The 19,136-nt window shown below is 53.6% G+C and carries 15 protein-coding genes and 2 pseudogenes; 9 read left to right on the forward strand and 8 right to left on the reverse strand.

What is annotated here, in order from left to right; all coding sequences use genetic code 11:
• Positions 1–21: 21 nt before the first annotated feature.
• Complete coding sequence (locus FDW92_RS18615; protein WP_042309898.1) at positions 22–1,461, reverse strand: MFS transporter; 1,440 nt, start codon at positions 1,459–1,461, stop codon at positions 22–24.
• A gap of 107 nt (positions 1,462–1,568) precedes the next feature.
• On the opposite strand from FDW92_RS18615, the gene FDW92_RS18620 reads away from it, so the two are divergent.
• Positions 1,569–2,432 (forward strand): helix-turn-helix transcriptional regulator, encoded by an 864-nt coding sequence (locus FDW92_RS18620; RefSeq protein WP_079225085.1) that lies wholly within the window; start codon positions 1,569–1,571, stop codon positions 2,430–2,432.
• 46 nt (positions 2,433–2,478) lie between these two features.
• Here the strand turns inward: FDW92_RS18620 and nfsB are convergent, their stop codons facing one another.
• The 3 genes from nfsB to FDW92_RS18635 form a co-directional block, all read right to left on the reverse strand.
• On the reverse strand, positions 2,479–3,132 hold the full coding sequence (nfsB, locus tag FDW92_RS18625) for an oxygen-insensitive NAD(P)H nitroreductase (protein ID WP_137400677.1): 654 nt from the start codon (positions 3,130–3,132) through the stop codon (positions 2,479–2,481).
• Positions 3,133–3,250: 118 nt separating this feature from the next.
• Positions 3,251–3,619, reverse strand: a complete 369-nt coding sequence (locus FDW92_RS18630; protein ID WP_042309892.1) for an MmcQ/YjbR family DNA-binding protein — start codon at positions 3,617–3,619, stop codon at positions 3,251–3,253.
• Entirely contained in the window at positions 3,619–4,200 is a 582-nt protein-coding gene (locus FDW92_RS18635; RefSeq protein WP_042309890.1) for a TetR/AcrR family transcriptional regulator, read from the reverse strand. The genes FDW92_RS18630 and FDW92_RS18635 overlap by 1 nt, the downstream gene beginning before the upstream one ends.
• A 190-nt stretch (positions 4,201–4,390) precedes the next feature.
• On the opposite strand from FDW92_RS18635, the gene FDW92_RS18640 reads away from it, so the two are divergent.
• Together FDW92_RS18640 and FDW92_RS18645 are read left to right on the forward strand one after the other, a co-directional pair.
• Positions 4,391–5,503 carry an MBL fold metallo-hydrolase gene (locus FDW92_RS18640; RefSeq protein ID WP_042309889.1) on the forward strand — a complete coding sequence of 371 codons (1,113 nt, stop codon included), beginning with the start codon at positions 4,391–4,393 and terminating at the stop codon, positions 5,501–5,503.
• 17 nt (positions 5,504–5,520) lie between these two features.
• Entirely contained in the window at positions 5,521–5,862 is a 342-nt protein-coding gene (locus FDW92_RS18645) for a RamA family antibiotic efflux transcriptional regulator (RefSeq protein WP_042310172.1), read from the forward strand.
• Between the two features lie 21 nt (positions 5,863–5,883).
• On the opposite strand, the gene FDW92_RS18650 is transcribed toward FDW92_RS18645, so the two are convergent.
• Positions 5,884–6,132 (reverse strand): DUF1158 domain-containing protein, encoded by a 249-nt coding sequence (locus FDW92_RS18650; protein ID WP_042309887.1) that lies wholly within the window; start codon positions 6,130–6,132, stop codon positions 5,884–5,886.
• A 66-nt stretch (positions 6,133–6,198) separates the two neighbouring features.
• Positions 6,199–7,317 (reverse strand): YbdK family carboxylate-amine ligase, encoded by a 1,119-nt coding sequence (locus FDW92_RS18655; RefSeq protein WP_042309886.1) that lies wholly within the window; start codon positions 7,315–7,317, stop codon positions 6,199–6,201.
• A gap of 142 nt (positions 7,318–7,459) precedes the next feature.
• On the opposite strand from FDW92_RS18655, the pseudogene FDW92_RS23275 reads away from it, so the two are divergent.
• Both FDW92_RS23275 and FDW92_RS23280 read left to right on the forward strand, forming a co-directional pair.
• A pseudogene (locus FDW92_RS23275) lies at positions 7,460–8,164 on the forward strand (GNAT family protein); the annotation flags it as partial.
• A gap of 279 nt (positions 8,165–8,443) precedes the next feature.
• A pseudogene (locus FDW92_RS23280) lies at positions 8,444–9,157 on the forward strand (alpha/beta hydrolase); the annotation flags it as partial.
• Here the strand turns inward: FDW92_RS23280 and entD are convergent.
• Both entD and FDW92_RS18670 read right to left on the reverse strand, forming a co-directional pair.
• Positions 9,147–9,800, reverse strand: a complete 654-nt coding sequence (gene entD / locus FDW92_RS18665) for an enterobactin synthase subunit EntD (protein ID WP_042309885.1) — start codon at positions 9,798–9,800, stop codon at positions 9,147–9,149. The pseudogene FDW92_RS23280 and the gene entD sit on opposite strands and share 11 nt — an antisense overlap.
• 50 nt (positions 9,801–9,850) lie before the next feature.
• A complete protein-coding gene (locus FDW92_RS18670; RefSeq protein ID WP_042309884.1) occupies positions 9,851–12,145 on the reverse strand; it encodes a TonB-dependent siderophore receptor in 2,295 nt (764 codons plus the stop codon).
• 253 nt (positions 12,146–12,398) lie between these two features.
• On the opposite strand from FDW92_RS18670, the gene fes reads away from it, so the two are divergent.
• From fes to wzz(fepE), 4 genes are all read left to right on the forward strand, one after another.
• A complete protein-coding gene (fes, locus tag FDW92_RS18675; protein ID WP_079225065.1) occupies positions 12,399–13,616 on the forward strand; it encodes an enterochelin esterase in 1,218 nt (405 codons plus the stop codon).
• A gap of 30 nt (positions 13,617–13,646) precedes the next feature.
• The gene (locus tag FDW92_RS18680; protein WP_079225062.1) at positions 13,647–13,865 is read left to right on the forward strand and encodes an MbtH family protein; all 219 of its coding nucleotides are present in this window, start codon (positions 13,647–13,649) and stop codon (positions 13,863–13,865) included.
• On the forward strand, positions 13,862–17,752 hold the full coding sequence (entF, locus tag FDW92_RS18685) for an enterobactin non-ribosomal peptide synthetase EntF (protein WP_042309881.1): 3,891 nt from the start codon (positions 13,862–13,864) through the stop codon (positions 17,750–17,752). Before FDW92_RS18680 ends, entF begins: the two co-directional genes overlap by 4 nt.
• A 227-nt stretch (positions 17,753–17,979) precedes the next feature.
• Entirely contained in the window at positions 17,980–19,113 is a 1,134-nt protein-coding gene (gene wzz(fepE) / locus FDW92_RS18690) for an LPS O-antigen length regulator Wzz(fepE) (protein WP_042309880.1), read from the forward strand.
• The last annotated feature ends 23 nt before the right edge of the window (positions 19,114–19,136 follow it).

Genomic DNA, 19,136 nt, shown 5'->3' on the forward strand with positions numbered 1-19,136 from the left:
TGCAAATTACGCTCGTCTTGCCTACGATTTTGCGGCGATGCTGGCGCACACCGGATTAATATTCAGCGTGCGGCGAAATAAAAAGGTAGTTAGTAACAGTACGGTCATCATTGTGGCTTCGACGGCTAAAAACCCGATAACCGAGCGCGTGTAATCACCGTGGTAATGTTGTTGCAGATGCAGGAACAGCGCCCCCAACACGGCGGGACCGAGTCCTAATGTCGCCTGCTGCAACGTACTCAGAATAGTGGTTCCGGCGCCCGCATCGTGCGTGGCGATATCGCGCATACCGATGCGATAAAAACTGTTCACAATCAGCGCCTGACCGTAGCCGATAAACGCCGTAGCCGGAACGAGCGTAATGGCCGTGGTATGCATACCGGAATACCAGAAGGTCAACATTAACCCTATCAAGCCAACGATCTGAATAACCAGCCCGGTGAGCAAAATACGTCCCGTGCTATAGCGGGCAATGAGTCGCGGTGCGTAACAGGCGGAAATAAAATAGGCTGCGCCAAGCGCAATAAAGCTATTGCCGGATTCCCAGGGCGCCATCCCCAGACCGGCCTGTAGCGTCAGCGCCATACAGAACATAAATCCTGACCAGGCGCTAAAAAACAGTAATGCGATCAGCACGCCGAACCGGATGCTGCTGAGTTTTAACAGGCGTGGCGGTAAGAGAGGATGTTGCCCGGTCTGTTCTTGTCGTAACGCATTGCTGCGCATCCACCATCCCAAAGGCAGGATGGCGACCAGAGCAAGCTGAGTCTGCCACGGCCAGCCGGTTTCCGGGCCTAATGCCATGGGAAACAACAAGCAGCAGAGAATCGCAGCCAGACTGCTGGTGCCCAGCCAGTCGATGCGGGTTCGGGTTTCTCGCGTGGTTTCCGGGACATAGCGTTGGCTGAACATCAGAACTAACAGACAGATCGGGACATTAATAAAAAAGGCGTTGCGCCAGCCCAGCCCTGCAATATCTGCCGAAACCAGCCAGCCTCCGCCCATCTGGCCGACAATAAACGCGATGCCGCCAATTCCTCCATACAAACTGATGGCCCGCGCATGTGCAGGACCTTTCAGCGTGACGTGCAGGGTGGCAAGGATCTGTGGCACGATCAGCGCCGCACCCGCACCTTGTAGAACGCGAGCACTCAGCAACATGTGAATGGAATTCGCCATCCCGCAAAAAAGGGAGGCGATGCCAAACAGTACGACGCCCGCCATAAACAGGCGGCGGCGACCATAGTTATCACCAAGTTTGCTGCCTAGCGCCAGACAAACGGCGAAAGTCACCCCGTACAAAGCGACAATAAGTTCAAGCTGCGTGGTAGTGGCCTGGAGCGACTGGGTAATGGAATCCAGAGCGACATTGGTAATTGATGTATCAATGAGCGGGAGCATTTGGCCTGTCAATAACAGGAGCAACCCTATGCGGCCGGGTGAAACAGTTGATGTACTCATAGTAACTCCATTGCATCATTTTGCAGATGGACGTAGCATCACTGAAAAATTAAACGGGTACCAGTTCCTGATTATACTGGTATTGTTACTACTATGCTGGAGAGTCCATGGCGGTAATAGCGCAACAGGAATCCGCGGTTATCCTCCCCGATGATAGCCGCAAGCAGCTTGGCGCGTTTTTACGTGCGCGACGGGAAAGCCTCGATCCGCAGCGTCTGGGTCTGCCGCGTATTGGGCGGCGAAGAACGCCCGGTCTGCGCCGCGAAGAGGTCGCGATGCTGGCTAACGTGGGCGTCACCTGGTACACCTGGCTGGAGCAGGGGCGAGAGGTCAATCCGTCGCAAGCGGTCTTGCTGAATGTGGCGAATGCGCTGCAATGCAGTCCGCTGGAAACCCGCCACCTGTTTGTGCTGGCCGGATTGACGCCACCGGAATCCACGCCGGTGATGGTGTGTGAAGGGATCACACCAGGCACCCGAAAAATGCTCGACAGTCTGATGCCGCAGCCCGCCAGTATTCAGAAACCCAGTTTTGACATCGTGGCCTGGAATGAGAGTTTTTGCCGGTTGATGGGCGTTGATTTTTCCACGCTCCCGAGCGAAGACCGCAACTGTATTTACCTCTATCTCACCAATGAAACCTGGCGTAGCCGTATAGCAAACTGCGATGTATTACCGACGTTTGTTTCTTATTTCCGTGCGGCAATGGCGGAACATCGCAGCGATCCTGTTTGGGAAAATAAACTGGCGCGCTTTTTTGCCGCATCGTCTGAGTTTGAAGCATTATGGCATCAGCGTTATGACGTTCGCGGTGTGGAAAATCAGGTCAAAAACTTTGTTCATCCGCAGTTAGGGCGTTTTAGCTTGCAGCAAATGTACTGGTATTCCGCCCCGCGTAACGGTTCGCGGCTGCTGGTTTATTTACCGATGGATGAAGCGGGGGAGCAGGCTCTGGCGTGGCTGAATCAGTAGTGATACGCCCGATGGCAGTGATACTCATCGGGCGTGACGGAAAAAATCAGACTTCCGTCAGCGTAGTTTCCAACGGCAGACGAGATTTCGGCAGCGCGGCGTTGAAATCTTCCACGCTGTGATGACCTACCGGGACCACGACCACGTTAGTGAAACCTTTTTCTTTCAGGCCAAACTCTGCGTCGAGAACGGCGGCATCAAAGCCTTCGATTGGCACCGCGTCCAGGCCCAACGCCGCAACGCCCAGCAGGAAGTTACCGACGTTCAGGTACACCTGTTTCGCCATCCAGTGGTTGTCATCTTTGAGATCTTTGCGGTGCAGGTCGGCAAAGAAAGTACGGCCTTTATGGTTAGCGGCTTTGGCTTCCGGGGTAGCGAAACGCCCATCGCACTCTTCTTGATCGACAACGCGCTCCAGCCACGCATCGTCCATCGACGTTTTGGCGCAGAACACCACAACGTGGGATGCATCCAGCATTTTACGCTCGTTGAATACAAAGCCACCGGCTGCGGATTTCGCCACCCGCGCTTTACCTTCGTCAGTGCTGGCAACGATAAAGTGCCACGGCTGAGAGTTGGTGCTGGACGGACTAAACTGCAGCAGCGTTTTTAATTTTTCGGCCTGCTCAGCGGTCAGTTTTTTATTCGGATCGAATGCCTTAGTGGAGTAACGTTTTAAGGCGACAGAAACAATATCCATAACTACTCCTGGTGATTTTCCTACCCTGCGGGTGCGTTTTGTTCCAGCAGGGTACAGGGTTAGCAGAAAAAAGATAAGACAGAAAAATGCAAAAACACTTATCGACGTTAACGATAAATCAGACAGGGCGCAGGTGCTTTTGCTCTCGTTTGGGTAGGCCATCCACTACCTGGTGCCATGAGTCATTCACCAGGTCCGTCAGCAATGACTCGGTAATGTCGTCGCCTGGATAGACTGAGATCCAGTGCTTTTTATTCATGTGATAACCGGGTTCAATGCTGGGGTAGATCTGTTGATTTAACAATGATTTTTGCGGATCGGATTTCAGGTTAACCAGCGGGCGTCCGTGATGTTCAAACACCAGCATGAAAATCTTACCGCCGACCTTGAACACGTCGTATTCCGGGCCAAAAGGCCAGCAGTGCTCGGTGAAAGGCAGTTCTAGCGCAAGGCGCTTTGCGCAGGCATGCAGTGTCTTTCCGTCCATTATTTTTCCTCGCGAGTCAGGGCGCGCCACATGGCTTCAAACCCCAGCGAAATGTATTCAGTTGCGCGGGCAGGATTGCGGGCAGCGAATTCCATGGTTGTTTCTGCAAGTGTTAAAAAAAGCCCGTCGCCAAAGGCGCGATACTCGTCCGACATAAATTCAGGTCGCACGGAGCGATGGCAAAGATCGCGCAGTTCCGGGAACATATCGTCAGCCTTCTGTTCTGTTTCTTTACTGATTTTCTCGCTGACGGCCAACTGGCGAATGGTGCGATGTCCGCAGGTATGATTCAGACCCCAGCTAATGTAGCTATTCCAGATGTAGTGAGTCATGGTTTTGGCATCGGTCACTGAGCGATCCAGATTTGCCATCATTGACTGGCAGAGATCGTGTTTTAAAAAGAGGTAAAGTTCGTTGATCAAATCATCTTTGGTCGCGAAATAGCGAAACAACGTTCCCTCCGCAACCCCTGCATTGCGCGCGATTACGGCGGTAGAGGCCGCAATACCTGATTGTGCAAATGCTGTGGTTGCAGCTTCCAGTAATGCCAATTTTTTGTCTTCACTCTTCGGACGAGCCACTACACTTTACCCTTAAGTCTGTAAAAAACATGATTGAATCACGGCCTTTGCAGCACCGCAACGGCGAATGTCAAAGATTGAAAATCATCTTGACGGCGAACTTTCGATTTCTATAATGAGTGCTTACTCACTCATAATCAAGGGTCAGTCGCGCAAACCAGCGGAAAGGAGGCGCGTTTAAGGTCAGGATATGAAGCGTCTCACAGTTTGTGTGGTTGTTATTATGCTTATTGCCGCTGCTACAAGTTTACCGTTTGTACTCAATGCCGGATTTGGCCAGGCGCCGCAAGGGGCACAACTGAGTCAGGTTGAACAGTCGCCACACTATCGTGATGGACAGTTTCATAACCAGCTGCCGACACCGGGCTATACCGGTAACAAAGGTATGCTGGCGGCCTGGTGGGAGTTTCTGGTCGCTAAGCGTGAAAATGCGCGGCCAGCACAGCCGTTACCGTTGGTGGCGAGCGATCTCGCCGGGTTACCGCCGCAGCAGGATACTCTGGTCTGGCTGGGTCACTCTTCATGGTATTTGCAACTGGCGGGTCAACGCATCCTGATTGATCCGGTGTTCAGCAACTATGCCGCGCCGTTTTCATTTCTAAATAAAGCCTTTGCCGGGGATTATCCGTGGACCGCACAGACAATGCCGGAGATCGATCTGCTTATCATCTCGCACGATCACTATGACCATCTGGATCTCGCCACCATCAAGGCGTTAATGCCAAAGATTAAGCGGGTGATTACGCCGCTGGGGGTGGGGTCGCATCTGCGTTATTGGGGAATGCGCAGCGAAATAATCGACGAACGTGACTGGAATCAGTCCGTCAGAGTGACGGACTCACTGATTGTGCATGTTCTGCCAGCCCGCCATTTTTCGGGACGAGGCATTAAGCGTAATCAGACGCTATGGGCCAGCTTTATGTTTGAAACGCCGGAACAGAACATTTATTACAGCGGTGATTCCGGCTATGGACCGCATTTTAAAGCCATTGGCGAGCAGTTTGGCTCGGTTGATTTGGCGATTATGGAGAACGGTCAGTATGACCTGGACTGGAAGTTTATTCACATGATGCCGGAAGAGACGGCTCAGGCCGCGGCGGATCTGCATGCGAAAGCCGTTTTGCCTGGGCACGCAGGTCGTTTTGTTCTGGCGAAACATACCTGGGATGATCCGTACAAACGACTGGCGCTTGCAAGCCGCCAACAAGATTACCGACTGCTGACGCCGATGCTGGGTGAACCGGTCATACTGTCCGAACCGGACCAAACATTTGCGGCCTGGTGGCAGCAGGCGAATCAATGAACACAGGGGAGAGCATGATGACGATTTCTGCTCAGGTAATTGATACGATTGTTGAATGGATTGATGATAATTTGAATCAACCATTGCGCATTGATGATGTTGCCCGCCATGCGGGTTATTCAAAATGGCACCTACAGCGTCTTTTTATGCAGTACAAAGGCGAGAGCCTGGGGCGTTACATCCGCGAGCGTAAACTGCTGCTGGCGGCGCGCGATCTACGCGATACCGATCAGAAAGTGTACGACATCTGTTTGAAGTACGGATTTGATTCGCAGCAGACCTTTACGCGTATTTTTACCCGTACGTTTAGTCAACCGCCTGGCGCTTATCGCAAAGAAAATCATAGCCGAACGCATTAACGGCACCGGGTTCTCGCGGGCTTAATCCGCCAGCGAGAACCAGCGCCGCCAAATGTAGCGCAGCACAAAATACTCAATCATCCCCAGTAGTAAAAACCACAGGCAAAACAGCAAAGTGTAAAACTGGTTGAGATCCATCAGATGAAAGGTGGCGACCAGTTTTTGCGCCAGCACCAGGCCCAGTGAAGGGGCTGGCAAGAGCAGGCAGGACAGAAAAGCCAGCAGCAGGATCCCTGCGGCGGTCATCAACGATTCAAGCGGGTGTTTCATGATATTGTTAAAGTTGAGTTAAAATACCATTGTCCGGGATCTCTGCGGGCAACGCAAATCCCACGCCTAAAGCCCTGCCCAAATCTCACAGTGTTTTTTCACCAGACCACTCAACGATCCGCCTTCCGCCACGAAATCCCGCATATTCTGTGCTTCATCATGACCATTTTTAACCTGTAGGCGTAAGGCTTCAATCGCGCTGGTCGCACCCACTTTGTCCGCAGAGGCGGCGACATTCTCCAGCAGCCGTAGCGTGTCATCCGCCAGGCGATGTCCATCGCCCGTATTCACGTCGGTGACGATTCCCGCCATACCAAAACGGCAGGCCTGAAAACGGTTGAATTTATACAGTAAATAATCCTGCTCCTGGTGTTTGAATGGACGTTTGGTGAGTAACCAGTGGGCGGTGGACTGAATCAGTCCCGCCATATTGACCGCGTGTTTAAGGGTCAACGGAGTGTCCATTACCCGAACCTCAACCGTACCGAAGTGCGGGCTGGGGCGGATATCCCAGTGCAAATCTTTAATGCTATCAATCATGCTGGTGTAAGCCAGGCGACGAAATAGTCCCGTAAATTCCGGCCAGTTATTCACCCATGGCATCGGACCGTTATCGGGAAATCCGGAGAATATATTCAGGCGCGAGCAGGCAAATTGCGTGTCGGATGTTTGCATATAAGGTGAGGCGGCAGAGAGCGCAATAAAATGAGGAACAAATCGCGACAGCCCGTGCAGGAGGTAAATGGCATCATCACCGTTGGCGCAGCCAACATGGACGTGTTGACCGAAAACGGTCGCCTGCTGAATAAGATAACCAAAATTTTCCAGATTACGTCGATAGCGTTCGTCATCGCAGACTTCCTGACGTTGCCATTTTTGAAATGGGTGCGTACCACCGCCGCAGATGGCGAGGTGATGCTCTGCCGCAACCCGCATGATTACCTGCTGCATGGCCGACAATTCAGCATCAGCCTGGTCGATATTGCGACAAACTCCGGTTGCCATCTCCAGCATACTTTCGGTGATGTCGTGCTTCACTTCCCCGGCGGTAAGCTGCGGCTTAATGGCGTCAATCAGCCGGGAAGAATCCTGGCTCAGGTCGTAACCTGGGGGATTAACCACCTGCATTTCCAGTTCAATGCCTAACGTAAAAGGGTCGGAAACATGAAAATCGGGTAGTGACATAGGGTTCTCTTCAGCGTTGATTTTGATTAAGTATAGAAGGGCTGCTGGTTTTCTGTTCGGCGTAAGAAATCATCGCATGACGCTTTGAAGGCGAAATGGCAGGTGCTATAACTATTTTTTGCTTCGCAACAGGGGTTGAGTCGTGCCGGAAATAAATCTGTATGGACAGACAGTCGGCGATGTTGTTCCGGACTGGAAAGGTGCCGCCGTGCTGCCACGGGAAGAGCTTGTTGGGCAGTACTGCCGTTTGGTTCCTCTGGATGCTGACAGCCATGCCGCCGACCTGTTTGATGCCTATGCGCAGGCACCCGACGATCGCGACTGGACCTGGCTTGCAAGCTCTCGCCCAACGAGCGTTGAAGCCGCGGCTTGCTGGATCACGGCAAAATCCACTGACGCCTCTCTGGTTCCTTATGCGGTAATTGAACAGCGTTCCGGGCGTGCCGTTGGCCTGGTGTGTTTTATGGCGATCGAGCGGGAGCATGGCTCGGTCGAAATTGGTCATGTGACCTGGTCGCCGCGCATGAAAAATACGGTACTCGGCACCGAAAGCGTCTGGCTGCTGCTGCGTCAGGCGTTTGCGTTAGGGTACCGTCGTGTGGAGTGGAAATGCGATTCGTTGAATACGGCGTCGCGACGGGCGGCAGAGCGTCTTGGATTTATCTTTGAAGGGCGTTTTCGCCAGAAGATTGTGCGTAAGGGGCGCAACCGCGACAGCGACTGGTTATCAATAATTGATAGCGAATGGCCGCAGCGCGATGCCGCATTGCAGCGCTGGCTGGCTGCCGACAACTTTGATGAACATGGGCGGCAACGCAGGTCGATGGCAGAGTGCTTTTCCTGTGAGGTCGTCAACGCTGAGACAGTGCAGACGCAACAGCAAGGTTATCAACAATGCTGGCAACAGGAACACGGTCCGGTGGCGCAAACACCGCCCGCGCCGCTGGCTGATTTTCTCGCCGCGCAACCCCATAATCCCAATCCCGTCTACGACACGCTCAGCTCTCGAGCAGGATTAGCGGCGCTGACAAAAGCGAATGTATCCGCCCTGGAGCCGATGGCGGCGATTATCAATACTGAAGTAGATACCGGGGAGCGTCGCATTCCGGTACGGATTTATCGCCCGACACTTACCACAGAGCCGAAGGTGGTGGTGTTTATCCATGGCGGCGGACATCTGAGTGGTTCGGTGGAGGTGTACGACCCTATCGCCCGACATCTGGCGATGGCGACAAAAAATACCGTTGTTGCGGTTGATTATCGACGTGCGCCAGAAAATCCTTATCCGGCGGGTCTTTGCGATGCTAAAGCCGCGATAGAAAACGTCTGGTCGCTGCTCGAAAGTCAGCATATTCCTTATACTCGCCAACTTACGCTTATTGGTGACAGCGGCGGCGGTGCTTTCAGCGCGACGCTGGCCGCTGCTTTATCCCGTGAGCTGCCGGGATTAATTCATCGCCTGGTGCTGATTTATCCAAGCCTGGACTACACCCTGAACTGGCCGTCGGTACAGGAGAATGGTTCAGGAAAGCTGCTGGATGAAAGCAAAATACGCTGGTATTTTCAGCAATATTTCCGCAATGGAGAAGATCGTAAACAGGCGTCTCCGCTTTATCTGCCGCTGAGCCAGAATTTTCCATCTACCCTGGTATTCAGTGGTGGGCTGGATCCGTTACGGGATGAGGGTTTTGCATTTGTCGCCAGATTGCAGGCGGAGAGGATATCCGTTCAGCATGTGCACTTTCCTGGGATGACGCACGCATATTTGATGCTGGAGGATAAAGTTCCGCAGGAGGCGCAGGCTACGTATCAGGCGATTGGTGAGTTTGTTAAAAAATAACGTCGCACAGCGTAATGACCTGGCGATCGCGCTGAAACCAGCGAACGTTAATTTCCTGCCCGGCGAGGCTTTGCGAAAATAAGGGCTGGATTCGCAAGGTTATCTGGGTTGGGGTGAGGGCGGTAACTTTAGCGCTGGCGAACCCCGGTAACGCCGTAGTGTGTTCCGAAAACGTTTTATACAGGCTCTCCTTTGCGCTGAACGCCAGGGTTAAGGCGAGTGGAAAGGGCAGGTTGGCGTGATGCATAATCTGTCGTTCGTGGTTATCGACAATGCTGTCAGCCAGCTCAACGGCGGTTGGTGGTGGAAAAATAGTTTCGATGTCCACTCCAACGGGACGCGTCGACGCCACCGCCAGCGCAGTTGATGCGCTATGGCTGATGCTGCCAAACAGATTTTGCGGCCATAACGGTTGGCGTTGTGCGCCGATGCCGGGTACGGTTTTGAGGCCAAATTCGCGCAGAGCGTATACTGCAGCGATCCGCCCTGCTAAGTGTTCAGCGTTACGCTTACGTCCACTGGACAGGAGCTGAGCGTGGTGGGGGAGCCAGAGCAGCTCCTGCTCATGGAAGCTGGCGGGATCAAACTCGACAATATGCAGCGTGTGGTCTGCGAAAGTGAGTGGTGTGTGCGTGGTGTGCATGCTAGTGATGATTTCCCTCTCCCCACAGGCGAGGAGAGGGATAAACGTTATCAGAAGTGCGTGTTCACGCTCATGAACCACGTCCGGCCCGGTTCGTTATAGGTGTATGCGCCTGCGCCCGCCATATAGTCGCCAGTTTTGATATCACTGGTGGTTTGGGCATTACCTTCACGCCACAGACGTTTGTCGAAGACGTTATCCACGCCGCCGGTCAGGCTGACGTTTTTCGTCACATCCCAGGTCGCGCTCAGACCGACGATGCTGTACGGGCTGACTTCACTCGCCGAACTGCCGGTAACCGGTTTGCCCTGGTAATCATATTTTTTCGGCTGCTGTTTGCCGTACCAGGTAAAGGTTGATTGCAGTGACAAATCTTCGCGTGCCTGCCAGCTCAGCGTTGAGTTCAGCGTGTACTCAGGAATAATCGACAGGCGTTCGCCGGTCTCTTTATTCTTACTTTGCAGCATGTAAGTGATGTTGTTGGTCCAGGTAACGGTTTCGCTAACCGGCACGTTCAACGTCCCTTCCAGACCCTCAACCACCGCTTTAGGCACATTTTCCCACTGATAGATATCGGTGTAGGTTGTTGTTTCTTTGCCCGTAGTCGGGTTTTTCTGGGTAATTGACGTTCTGCTTAGCGGTGCGGTTCCCGCTTCGATCTTGTTGCGGTAATCGTTACGGAACCAGGTAACGCCTGCAAGCCAGCCGTCGCGTTTGAACTCCAGACCAATCTCTTTGTTGATGCTGGTTTCAGCTTTCAGGTCATCGTTACCCATCATATAGCAGCCAATACCGGTGGCAGAACCGGTGGCGTAGCAACCCTGGCCTTTGCTGTACAGAATATAATTCGGGTTAGTCTGGTACAGGCTAGGTGCTTTATAGGCGCGCGCGATGCCCATTTTCAGCGTAAAGTCGTCGCCCAGCCCCTGAGACAGGTTCAGCGACGGGCTCCAGTTATCGCCCACAATGCTGTGGTGATCGAAACGCAGACCCGGCGTCAGCATGGTGCTGTCGGTCAGTTCCATGTTGTTTTCAGCAAACAGAGAGAAAATTTCAGCTTGTGAATACGGGCTACGATCTGTACTGCTGGCACCAGGTATGTTCCCCCCCATAAACGTCTGGGTATTGGAACTCATGTCTTTCATACGCTGCTGATTCCACTCGGTACCCAGCGTCAGGTTCTGATTAACCAACAGGTCGAATGGAATGCTAATTTCGCTGTGTAGAGTGACATCCGCCAGGTCAGTGTCAGTAAAATGATTACTGTTAAATAATCCTTCAAGACCTCCTGCCAGACCTTCACCTAAGCGAGAGTTGCGGGTGTGTTCGTACTGCGCCCAGTTGCTGGTGGTAATGCCGCTGTCCCAACCGCCGTTCCACGTCAGCGCATAGTTCTGGCGGTACATACGGTTAGTTTCTTTACCGTAGTATTTTTTTACCAGCCCATTGGTTTTGTTATCGTTGTTGGTGTTCTGAGTGTCGCCAGCATACAGATTGCCCTGGCGGCTGTAGCCTGCTTCAAACTCCAGCGATTGCATCGGAGCAAAATCCCAACGCAGCTGGCCGTTGATATCTTTGTTTTTTACCCCTTCACGACCGGCTGGCATCGTATCGGCGTATGACCCTGTACGAGCCGACTGGTGACCGTCGTTGATGTCCCATGCGTCGGCCTGAGTTTTATCGAGATTACCGTACAGACGGAAGCTGAAATCCCCACCCAATGGGCCGTTCAGGCTAAAGTTGGTACGTTTGGTCGAGCCTTCGTCTTTGTGTTCCGGGGCATTGAAATAGGTATCCCACGAACCGTGCCATTCATTGCTGCCTTTTTTGGTGATGATATTCACCACGCCGCCCGCAGCACCATTGCCGTAACGTGCGGCGGCAGGACCACGCAGCACTTCAATACGCTCGATCATCTCCGGTGGCACCCAGGCGGTATCGCCGCGGGTATCACGCTCGCCGCGCCAGCCCTGACGCACGGAGTTACGGCTGGTCACCGGTTTACCGTCGATCAGAATCAGGGTGTTTTCTGGACCCATACCACGAATATCAATCTGACGGTTGTTACCGCGCTGGCCGCTGGTTGAGTTACCAGTCAGGTTAACGCCAGGCATGGTACGGATGATTTCCGCCACATCTCGGGCGGGAGGATTTTTACGGATTTCATCCGCGGTGATGGTTGAAACACCCGGCGCCTGCAGGTTCTGCTGAGCGGCGGTAACGACGATAGTGTCTTCATGAGAGACAGCGGCGTTTTCAGTTTGATCTTCTGCCATTGCTGGCAGTGCTACCCCGTAAATCCCTAAATTGACCAATAAGGCCAGTGAATGAATCTTGTTGTTCATTGTATGTCCTGCTGTTCTTTTAGCCACGAGAACCCATGTGCCGTGGTGCGGCATTTGGTCTGATGTCGCCCGCATCCGCGTAAACCCTCCATTCCAGAAAAAGTACGCAGCGCCAGGTCGGTTTATAAGTGGTGAAAAACTGTGCGCGCTTCCCACAGCGCGACAATACGCTATTGCAAATGCAAATAGTTATCAATAATATTATCAATATATTTCACGCTGAATCATAAAAATTCACAATAAACATGGGGTTATGGCGGTGACGACGTTAAAGACGGGAAGCGAAGCGTGGTGGCAGTCGAAAAAAGGCCCGGAGTGGGAGCGTGAAGAGAACGGAAATTATCGGGTAACCTTCTGGTGGCGTGACCCGCAGGGAACGGAAAAAGAGTCAGCCATTCGTCGTGTGTGGGTCTATATCACCGGCGTCACCGACCACCATCAAAATGTCCCCCCTCAGTCGATGCAACGTATTAGCGGTACGAATGTTTGGTGCTGGAGTGTTTCCCTCAGCGCCCACTGGCGCGGTAGCTACTGTTTCATTCCCACCGCTCGGGACGATATTTTTTCCGCGCTGACGGCGGGTGAAGCGCCTGACCGAACTGTGTTGCGTGAAGGCTGGCGACAATTGTTACCGCAGGCGATTGCCGATCCTCTTAATCCTCAGAGCTGGCGGGGAGGTCGTGGCCATGCGGTGTCTGCGCTGGAAATGCCAGACGCTCCCGTACAGCCTGGATGGGATCAGCCTGAAGATCCCGATTGCCCCGCAGTTTGCCTGCAATGGCACAGCACCAGGCTTGGGAATACGCGTCGCGTATGGGTATTTACCACCGGCGACGCCCGACCAGAAGCGCGTCCGCTGGCTATCCTGCTGGACGGTCAGTTTTGGGCACAAAGTATGCCGGTCTGGCCTGCACTGGCTGCGCTCACGCACCGCGGAGAACTCCCACCCGCCGTATATCTTCTGATTGACGCGATCGACACATCTCATCGTAGTCGCGAACTGCCGTGTAACGCCGATTTTTGGTTGGCGGTACAGCAGGAGCTATTGCCGCTGGTAAAGACGACCACTGCGTTCAGTGACGATCCGCAGCGCACGGTGGTCGCCGGACAAAGTTTTGGCGGGTTGTCTGCGCTGTATGCGGGACTGAACTGGCCCGCGCGCTTCGGCTGTGTGCTTAGCCAGTCCGGTTCTTACTGGTGGCCGCATCGCGGCGGTCATCAGGATGGGGCGATTGTTGAGCAACTGAAGAGCGGCCAGGTCAGCGTGCAGGGACTGCGTATCGTTCTGGAGGCCGGGATCCGCGAGCCGATAATTTTTCGTGCCAATCAGGCGCTATATGCCCAATTACCCTCTGCACCACAATCTATTTTCTGGCGTCAGGTTGATGGCGGACACGATGCGCTTTGCTGGCGCGGCGGCCTGATGCAAGGGCTAATGACGCTCTGGCAGCCGCTTTCCGAGACGATTTAACCGGACGATGTTCCACGACAGGAGTTGAGTATGGAATTCAGTAACCCCTTCGATAATCCGCAGGGCCAGTTTTACATTCTGCAAAACCCACAGCGTCAGTTTAGCCTCTGGCCGCAGCAGTGCTCCCTTCCTGCTGGCTGGCAAGTCGCGTGCGAACCGCAATCGCCGGAAGCCTGCCAGCAATGGCTGGACGCAAACTGGACCACCCTGACGCCAGCAAACTACGTTGATGTGCAGGAGGCTCCATGACTCAGCGTTTACCGTTAGTCGCGGCTCAGCCGGGGATCTGGATGGCGGAAAAACTCTCCACCTTGCCCTCGGCATGGAGCGTTGCGCACTATGTAGAATTAACCGGTGAACTGAACGCGCCGTTGCTGGCAAAGGCAATCGTTGCCGGTCTGGATCAGGCTGATACCCTGCGGATGCGGTTTAGCGAAGATAACGGCGAGGTCTGGCAATGGGTCGATCCTACGCTCACTTTTGCGCAACCTGAAATTCTCGATCTACGTGAAAATGCCAACCCACATGAAGCAGCCCGCGCATTGATGCAGGCTGATCTGCAACAGGACTTACGCGCTGATGGCGGTAAACCGTTGGTTTTCCATCAGCTCATTCAGGTGGGAGATAAACGATGGTACTGGTATCAGCGTTATCATCATCTGCTGGTTGATGGCTTCAGTTTCCCGGCCATTACCCGCCAGATAGCCGCCATTTACCGCGCATGGCAGTGTGGACAATCCACGCCAGACTCGCCTTTTACGCCATTCGCCGAGGTCGTGGAAGAGTACCAACAGTATCGTCAAAGCGATGCCTGGCAACGTGATGGTGCTTACTGGACCGAGCAACGCAAGCAACTACCGCCCCCGGCCTCGTTGTCGGACAAACCGTTGCCGGGTCGTTCGGCCAGTGCCGATATTATTCGTCTGAAGCTAACCGCGCCAGAAGGAGCGTTCCGTCAGCTTGCGGCACGGATGCCTGACGTTCAGCGAGCAGATCTTGCCCTGGCGCTGGTGGCGTTGTGGCTGGGGCGTTTATGCAGCCGAATGGATTATGCCGCCGGGTTTATTTTTATGCGGCGTATGGGATCGGCGGCGCTCACGTCCACCGGACCGGTTTTAAACGTTTTGCCCTTTGGTGTGAGGTTGGATGCGGCAGAAAACTTGCCTGCGCTGGCACAGCGGTTGGCAGGGCAGTTGAAGAAAATGCGGCGACATCAGCGTTATGACGCTGAACAAATTGTGCGCGATAGCGGGCGTGCAGCCGCTGCCGAGCCGCTGTTCGGCCCGGTGCTGAACGTGAAAATATTCGATTATCAGCTGAATATTCCGGGCGTTCAGGCGCAGACCCATACCCTGGCGACAGGCCCGGTCAACGATCTTGAGCTGGCGCTATTCCCGGATGAAAACGGTGGGCTAAGTATTGAAATCCTCGCCAATAAACAGCGTTACGATGCCGCGACGCTGGCGCAACACGCATCGCGTTTAACCGCGCTTATCGAACAGTTTGCCGACAATCCGGCGCTACGCTGTAGTGAGGCCGGGATGCTGTTGCCAGCGGAGTATGAACGGCTGGCGAAGATTAACGACACGACGGTGGAGATCCCGTCCACTACGCTGAGCGCGCTGGTGGCACAGCAGGCCGATAAAACGCCGGATGCCCTGGCGCTGGCCGATGCTCGCTATCAGTTAAGCTATCGCGAAATGCGCCAGCAGGTTGTGGCGCTGGCGCAGCTACTGCGTGCGCGTGGCGTACAGCCAGGTGACAGCGTTGCGGTAGCATTACCGCGTTCCGTGTTCCTGACGCTGGCGCTGCACGGTATTGTTGAAGCCGGCGCCGCCTGGCTACCATTGGATACCGGATACCCGGACGATCGCCTGCGGATGATGCTCGAAGACGCGAAGCCGAAATTGTTGATCGCAACCGATGAACAACTGGCGCGCTTTGGCGATATCCCAGGACTGGAAAGTCTGTGCTACAACGCGCCGCTTCCTGTGGGTGATACCGCGCCGTTGGCCCTCTCTCAACCTAATCATACGGCCTATATTATTTTTACTTCCGGTTCTACCGGCAGACCAAAAGGGGTGATGGTCGGGCAAACGGCCATCGTTAACCGTTTGCTGTGGATGCAAAATCACTATCCGCTGACGGCAGAGGATGTGGTGGCGCAAAAAACGCCGTGCAGTTTTGATGTCTCGGTGTGGGAATTTTTCTGGCCGTTTATTGCCGGCGCAAAATTGGTGATGGCGGAACCTGAGGCACACCGCGACCCGCTGGCGATGCAGCAATTCTTCGCCCAATACGGGGTGACGACCACTCACTTTGTCCCTTCCATGCTGGCTGCTTTTATTGCGTCATTGACGCCGGAAACTGCGCAGGAAAGTTGTGCCTCGCTGAAGCGGGTATTCTGCAGTGGCGAAGCCTTGCCTGCAGATTTATGTCGTGAGTGGGAACAGTTGACCCATGCGCCATTGCACAATTTATACGGGCCAACCGAAGCGGCGGTCGATGTGAGCTGGTATCCGGCCTGGGGGGAAGCGCTCGCCGCCGTAACCGGCAACAGCGTGCCGATTGGTTATCCGGTATGGAACACCGGTTTGCGGATCCTTGATGCCATGATGCGTCCGGTGCCCTTCGGCGTAGCGGGCGATCTATACCTGACGGGGATCCAACTGGCGCAGGGCTATCTGGGACGAGCGGATCTGACGGCAAGCCGCTTTATCGCCGATCCGTTTAATGCCGGTGAACGCATGTACCGTACCGGGGATGTGGCCCGCTGGCTGGAAAATGGCGCGGTGGAATATCTCGGGCGCAGCGATGACCAGCTTAAAATTCGCGGACAGCGTATTGAACTGGGGGAAATTGATCGGGTGATGCAGCAACTGCCCGATGTCGAGCATGCTGTTGCCCATGCCTGCGTATTTAATCAGGCAGCGGCGACCGGCGGCGATGCGCGTCAACTGGTGGGGTATGTGGTGTCGCAATCGGGTTTACCGCTGGACACATCTGGATTGCGGGAGAGTCTGCGCGAAAAACTGCCAGCGCATATGGTGCCGACGGTATTGTTGCAACTGGCGGAGCTGCCGCTCAGCGCGAACGGTAAATTGGATCGTAAAGCGCTACCGATGCCTCAGCTAACGTCGCGTACAACGGGACGTGCGCCGCGCCCAGGGATCGAAACCACCATTGCGCGCTCTTTTGCAGCCTTGCTGGATTGTGAGGTCAATGATGTGGAGGCGGACTTCTTTGCGCTTGGTGGTCATTCGTTGCTGGCGATGAAGCTGGCAGCGCAGTTGAGCCGGGTTTTTGAGCGTCAGGTGACGCCTGGTCAGATTATGGTGGCTTCTACTGTTGAACAACTCAGCGCATTGCTGGAGAGTCAGGATGATGAACAGTCGCAGCGTCTGGGATTTGAGACGCTGCTGCCGCTGCGTGAAAGTCACGGCCCAACGCTGTTTTGCTTCCATCCGGCGTCGGGTTTTGCCTGGCAGTTTAGCGTGCTGTCGCGTTACCTCAGTCCACAGTGGTCGATTATAGGCATTCAGTCACCGCGACCGGATGGACCCATGCAAACGGCGGAAAACCTCGATGCGGTATGTGACCATCATCTGGCAACGCTGCTTAACCAGCAGCCTCACGGCCCATACTATTTATTAGGTTATTCACTGGGAGGCACTTTGGCGCAGGGGATTGCCGCGCGTTTACTCGCTCGGGGTGAGAAAGTTGCCTTTCTGGGGCTGCTGGATACCTGGCCGCCGGAAACGCAAAATTGGCAGGAAAAAGAGGCTAATGGCTTGGATCCTGCCGTACTGGCGGAGATCGAGCGTGAACGTGAAGCGTTTCTGGCCGCACAGCAGGGCAATGCGTCTGACGCGTTATTCAACGCTATCGAAGGTAATTATACCGATGCGGTTCGCCTGTTAACCACAGCCCACAGCGTACCTTTTGCGGGCCACGCTACGTTGTTTGTTGCTGAACGCACATTACCGCAGGACGTTAGCCCTGAACGTAGCTGGTCACCATGGATATCCAGTCTGGATGTTTATCGTCAGGACTGCGCGCATGTCGACATCATTTCTACCACCGCCTTTGAGACGATAGGGCCTGTAATTAATGCGCTGATTAATCAATCTGTGTAACAAAGTCACTTTTGCTATTGCGGCGATCGAACAACCCCATAATGCAGCGTCATGTTGTGGGGTTGTTACTTTACTGTGTGATGGGTTGGCAAGGAGAGTGAATAAATTCCGAATATAATTTTTGGTAGGGGCTGATGCGTAAAGAAAGTTTCGGATAATTCTGACTAGCTGGTAGACTTCTCCCACGGGAGTGTTTTTCTTATGGGAAAGTTTTCAGGTCACGCAACATGTCATCATTAAATATTAAGCAAGACAACGTTTCGGAATTTACTGCCTATCCTCAGCCTGCGGTAAACGCCAACGAAATAGATTTGGTTAACCTGATCGAAATCTTATGGCGCGCCAGGACGAAAATTGTGGCTACCGTTTTCGCCTTTGCCTGCGTGGGTATCCTGGTCTCTTTCCTGCTGCCGCAAAAATGGACCAGTCAGGCCATCGTGACCCCAGCAGAACCGGTTCAGTGGCAGAACCTCGAGAATACGTTGACCAAATTGCGCGTACTGGATATGGATATTGGCGTTAGCCGTGGGGATGTGTTTAACCTGTTTATCAAAAAATTCCAGTCACCCTCATTGTTAGAAGATTATCTGCGTTCTTCACCCTATGTGATGGATCAATTGAAAGGCGCTGATATTGACGAAATGGACCTGCACCGCGCAATCGTCAGGCTCAGTGAAAAAATGACCGCGGTTGACGCCAATGTCGGTAAGAAGAATGAGACCTCGCTGTATACCGCGTGGACCCTGAGCTTTACCGCCCCTCAGGCCGAAGAAGCCCAGTCTGTGCTACAGGGATATATCCGATATATTTCTGATATTGTAGTGAAAGAAACGTTGGAAGATATTCGCAATAAACTGTTCATCAAAACCAGTTATGAGAAAGAAAAATTGGCGATGGATCGCGTCAGGCTCAAAAACCAGATGGAAGCAAATATCCAGCGACTCAACTACTCCCTGGAAATTGCGAATGCCGCCGGGATTAAAAAGCCGGTCTACAGTAATGGCCAGGCGGTGAAAGATGACCCTGATTTCTCTATTTCACTGGGCGCTGACGGTATCTCGCGTAAATTAGAAATAGAAAAATCAGTAACAGATGTTGCGGAGATTAACGGAGAATTACGTAACCGCCAATATCACGTTGATCAACTGTTAGCGATGAATGTGAGTGACGTAAAATTTACGCCGTTTAAATATCAGCTTTCACCTTCGCTGCCAGTGCATAAAGATGGTCCGGCTAAATCGATGATCGTTATTCTGGCGGCGTTACTGGGTGGTATGGTGGCCTGTGGTGGCGTTCTGCTGAACTACGCCATGGTGTCGCGTAAGCAAAAAATGACGTTTATTGATCAGCAACTGGTGTGATTAATTGGCGTATGGCGGCGGGC

The sequence above is a fragment of the Citrobacter sp. wls706 genome, assembly GCF_005281305.1.
GTDB classification, from domain to species: Bacteria; Pseudomonadota; Gammaproteobacteria; order Enterobacterales; family Enterobacteriaceae; genus Citrobacter; species Citrobacter werkmanii.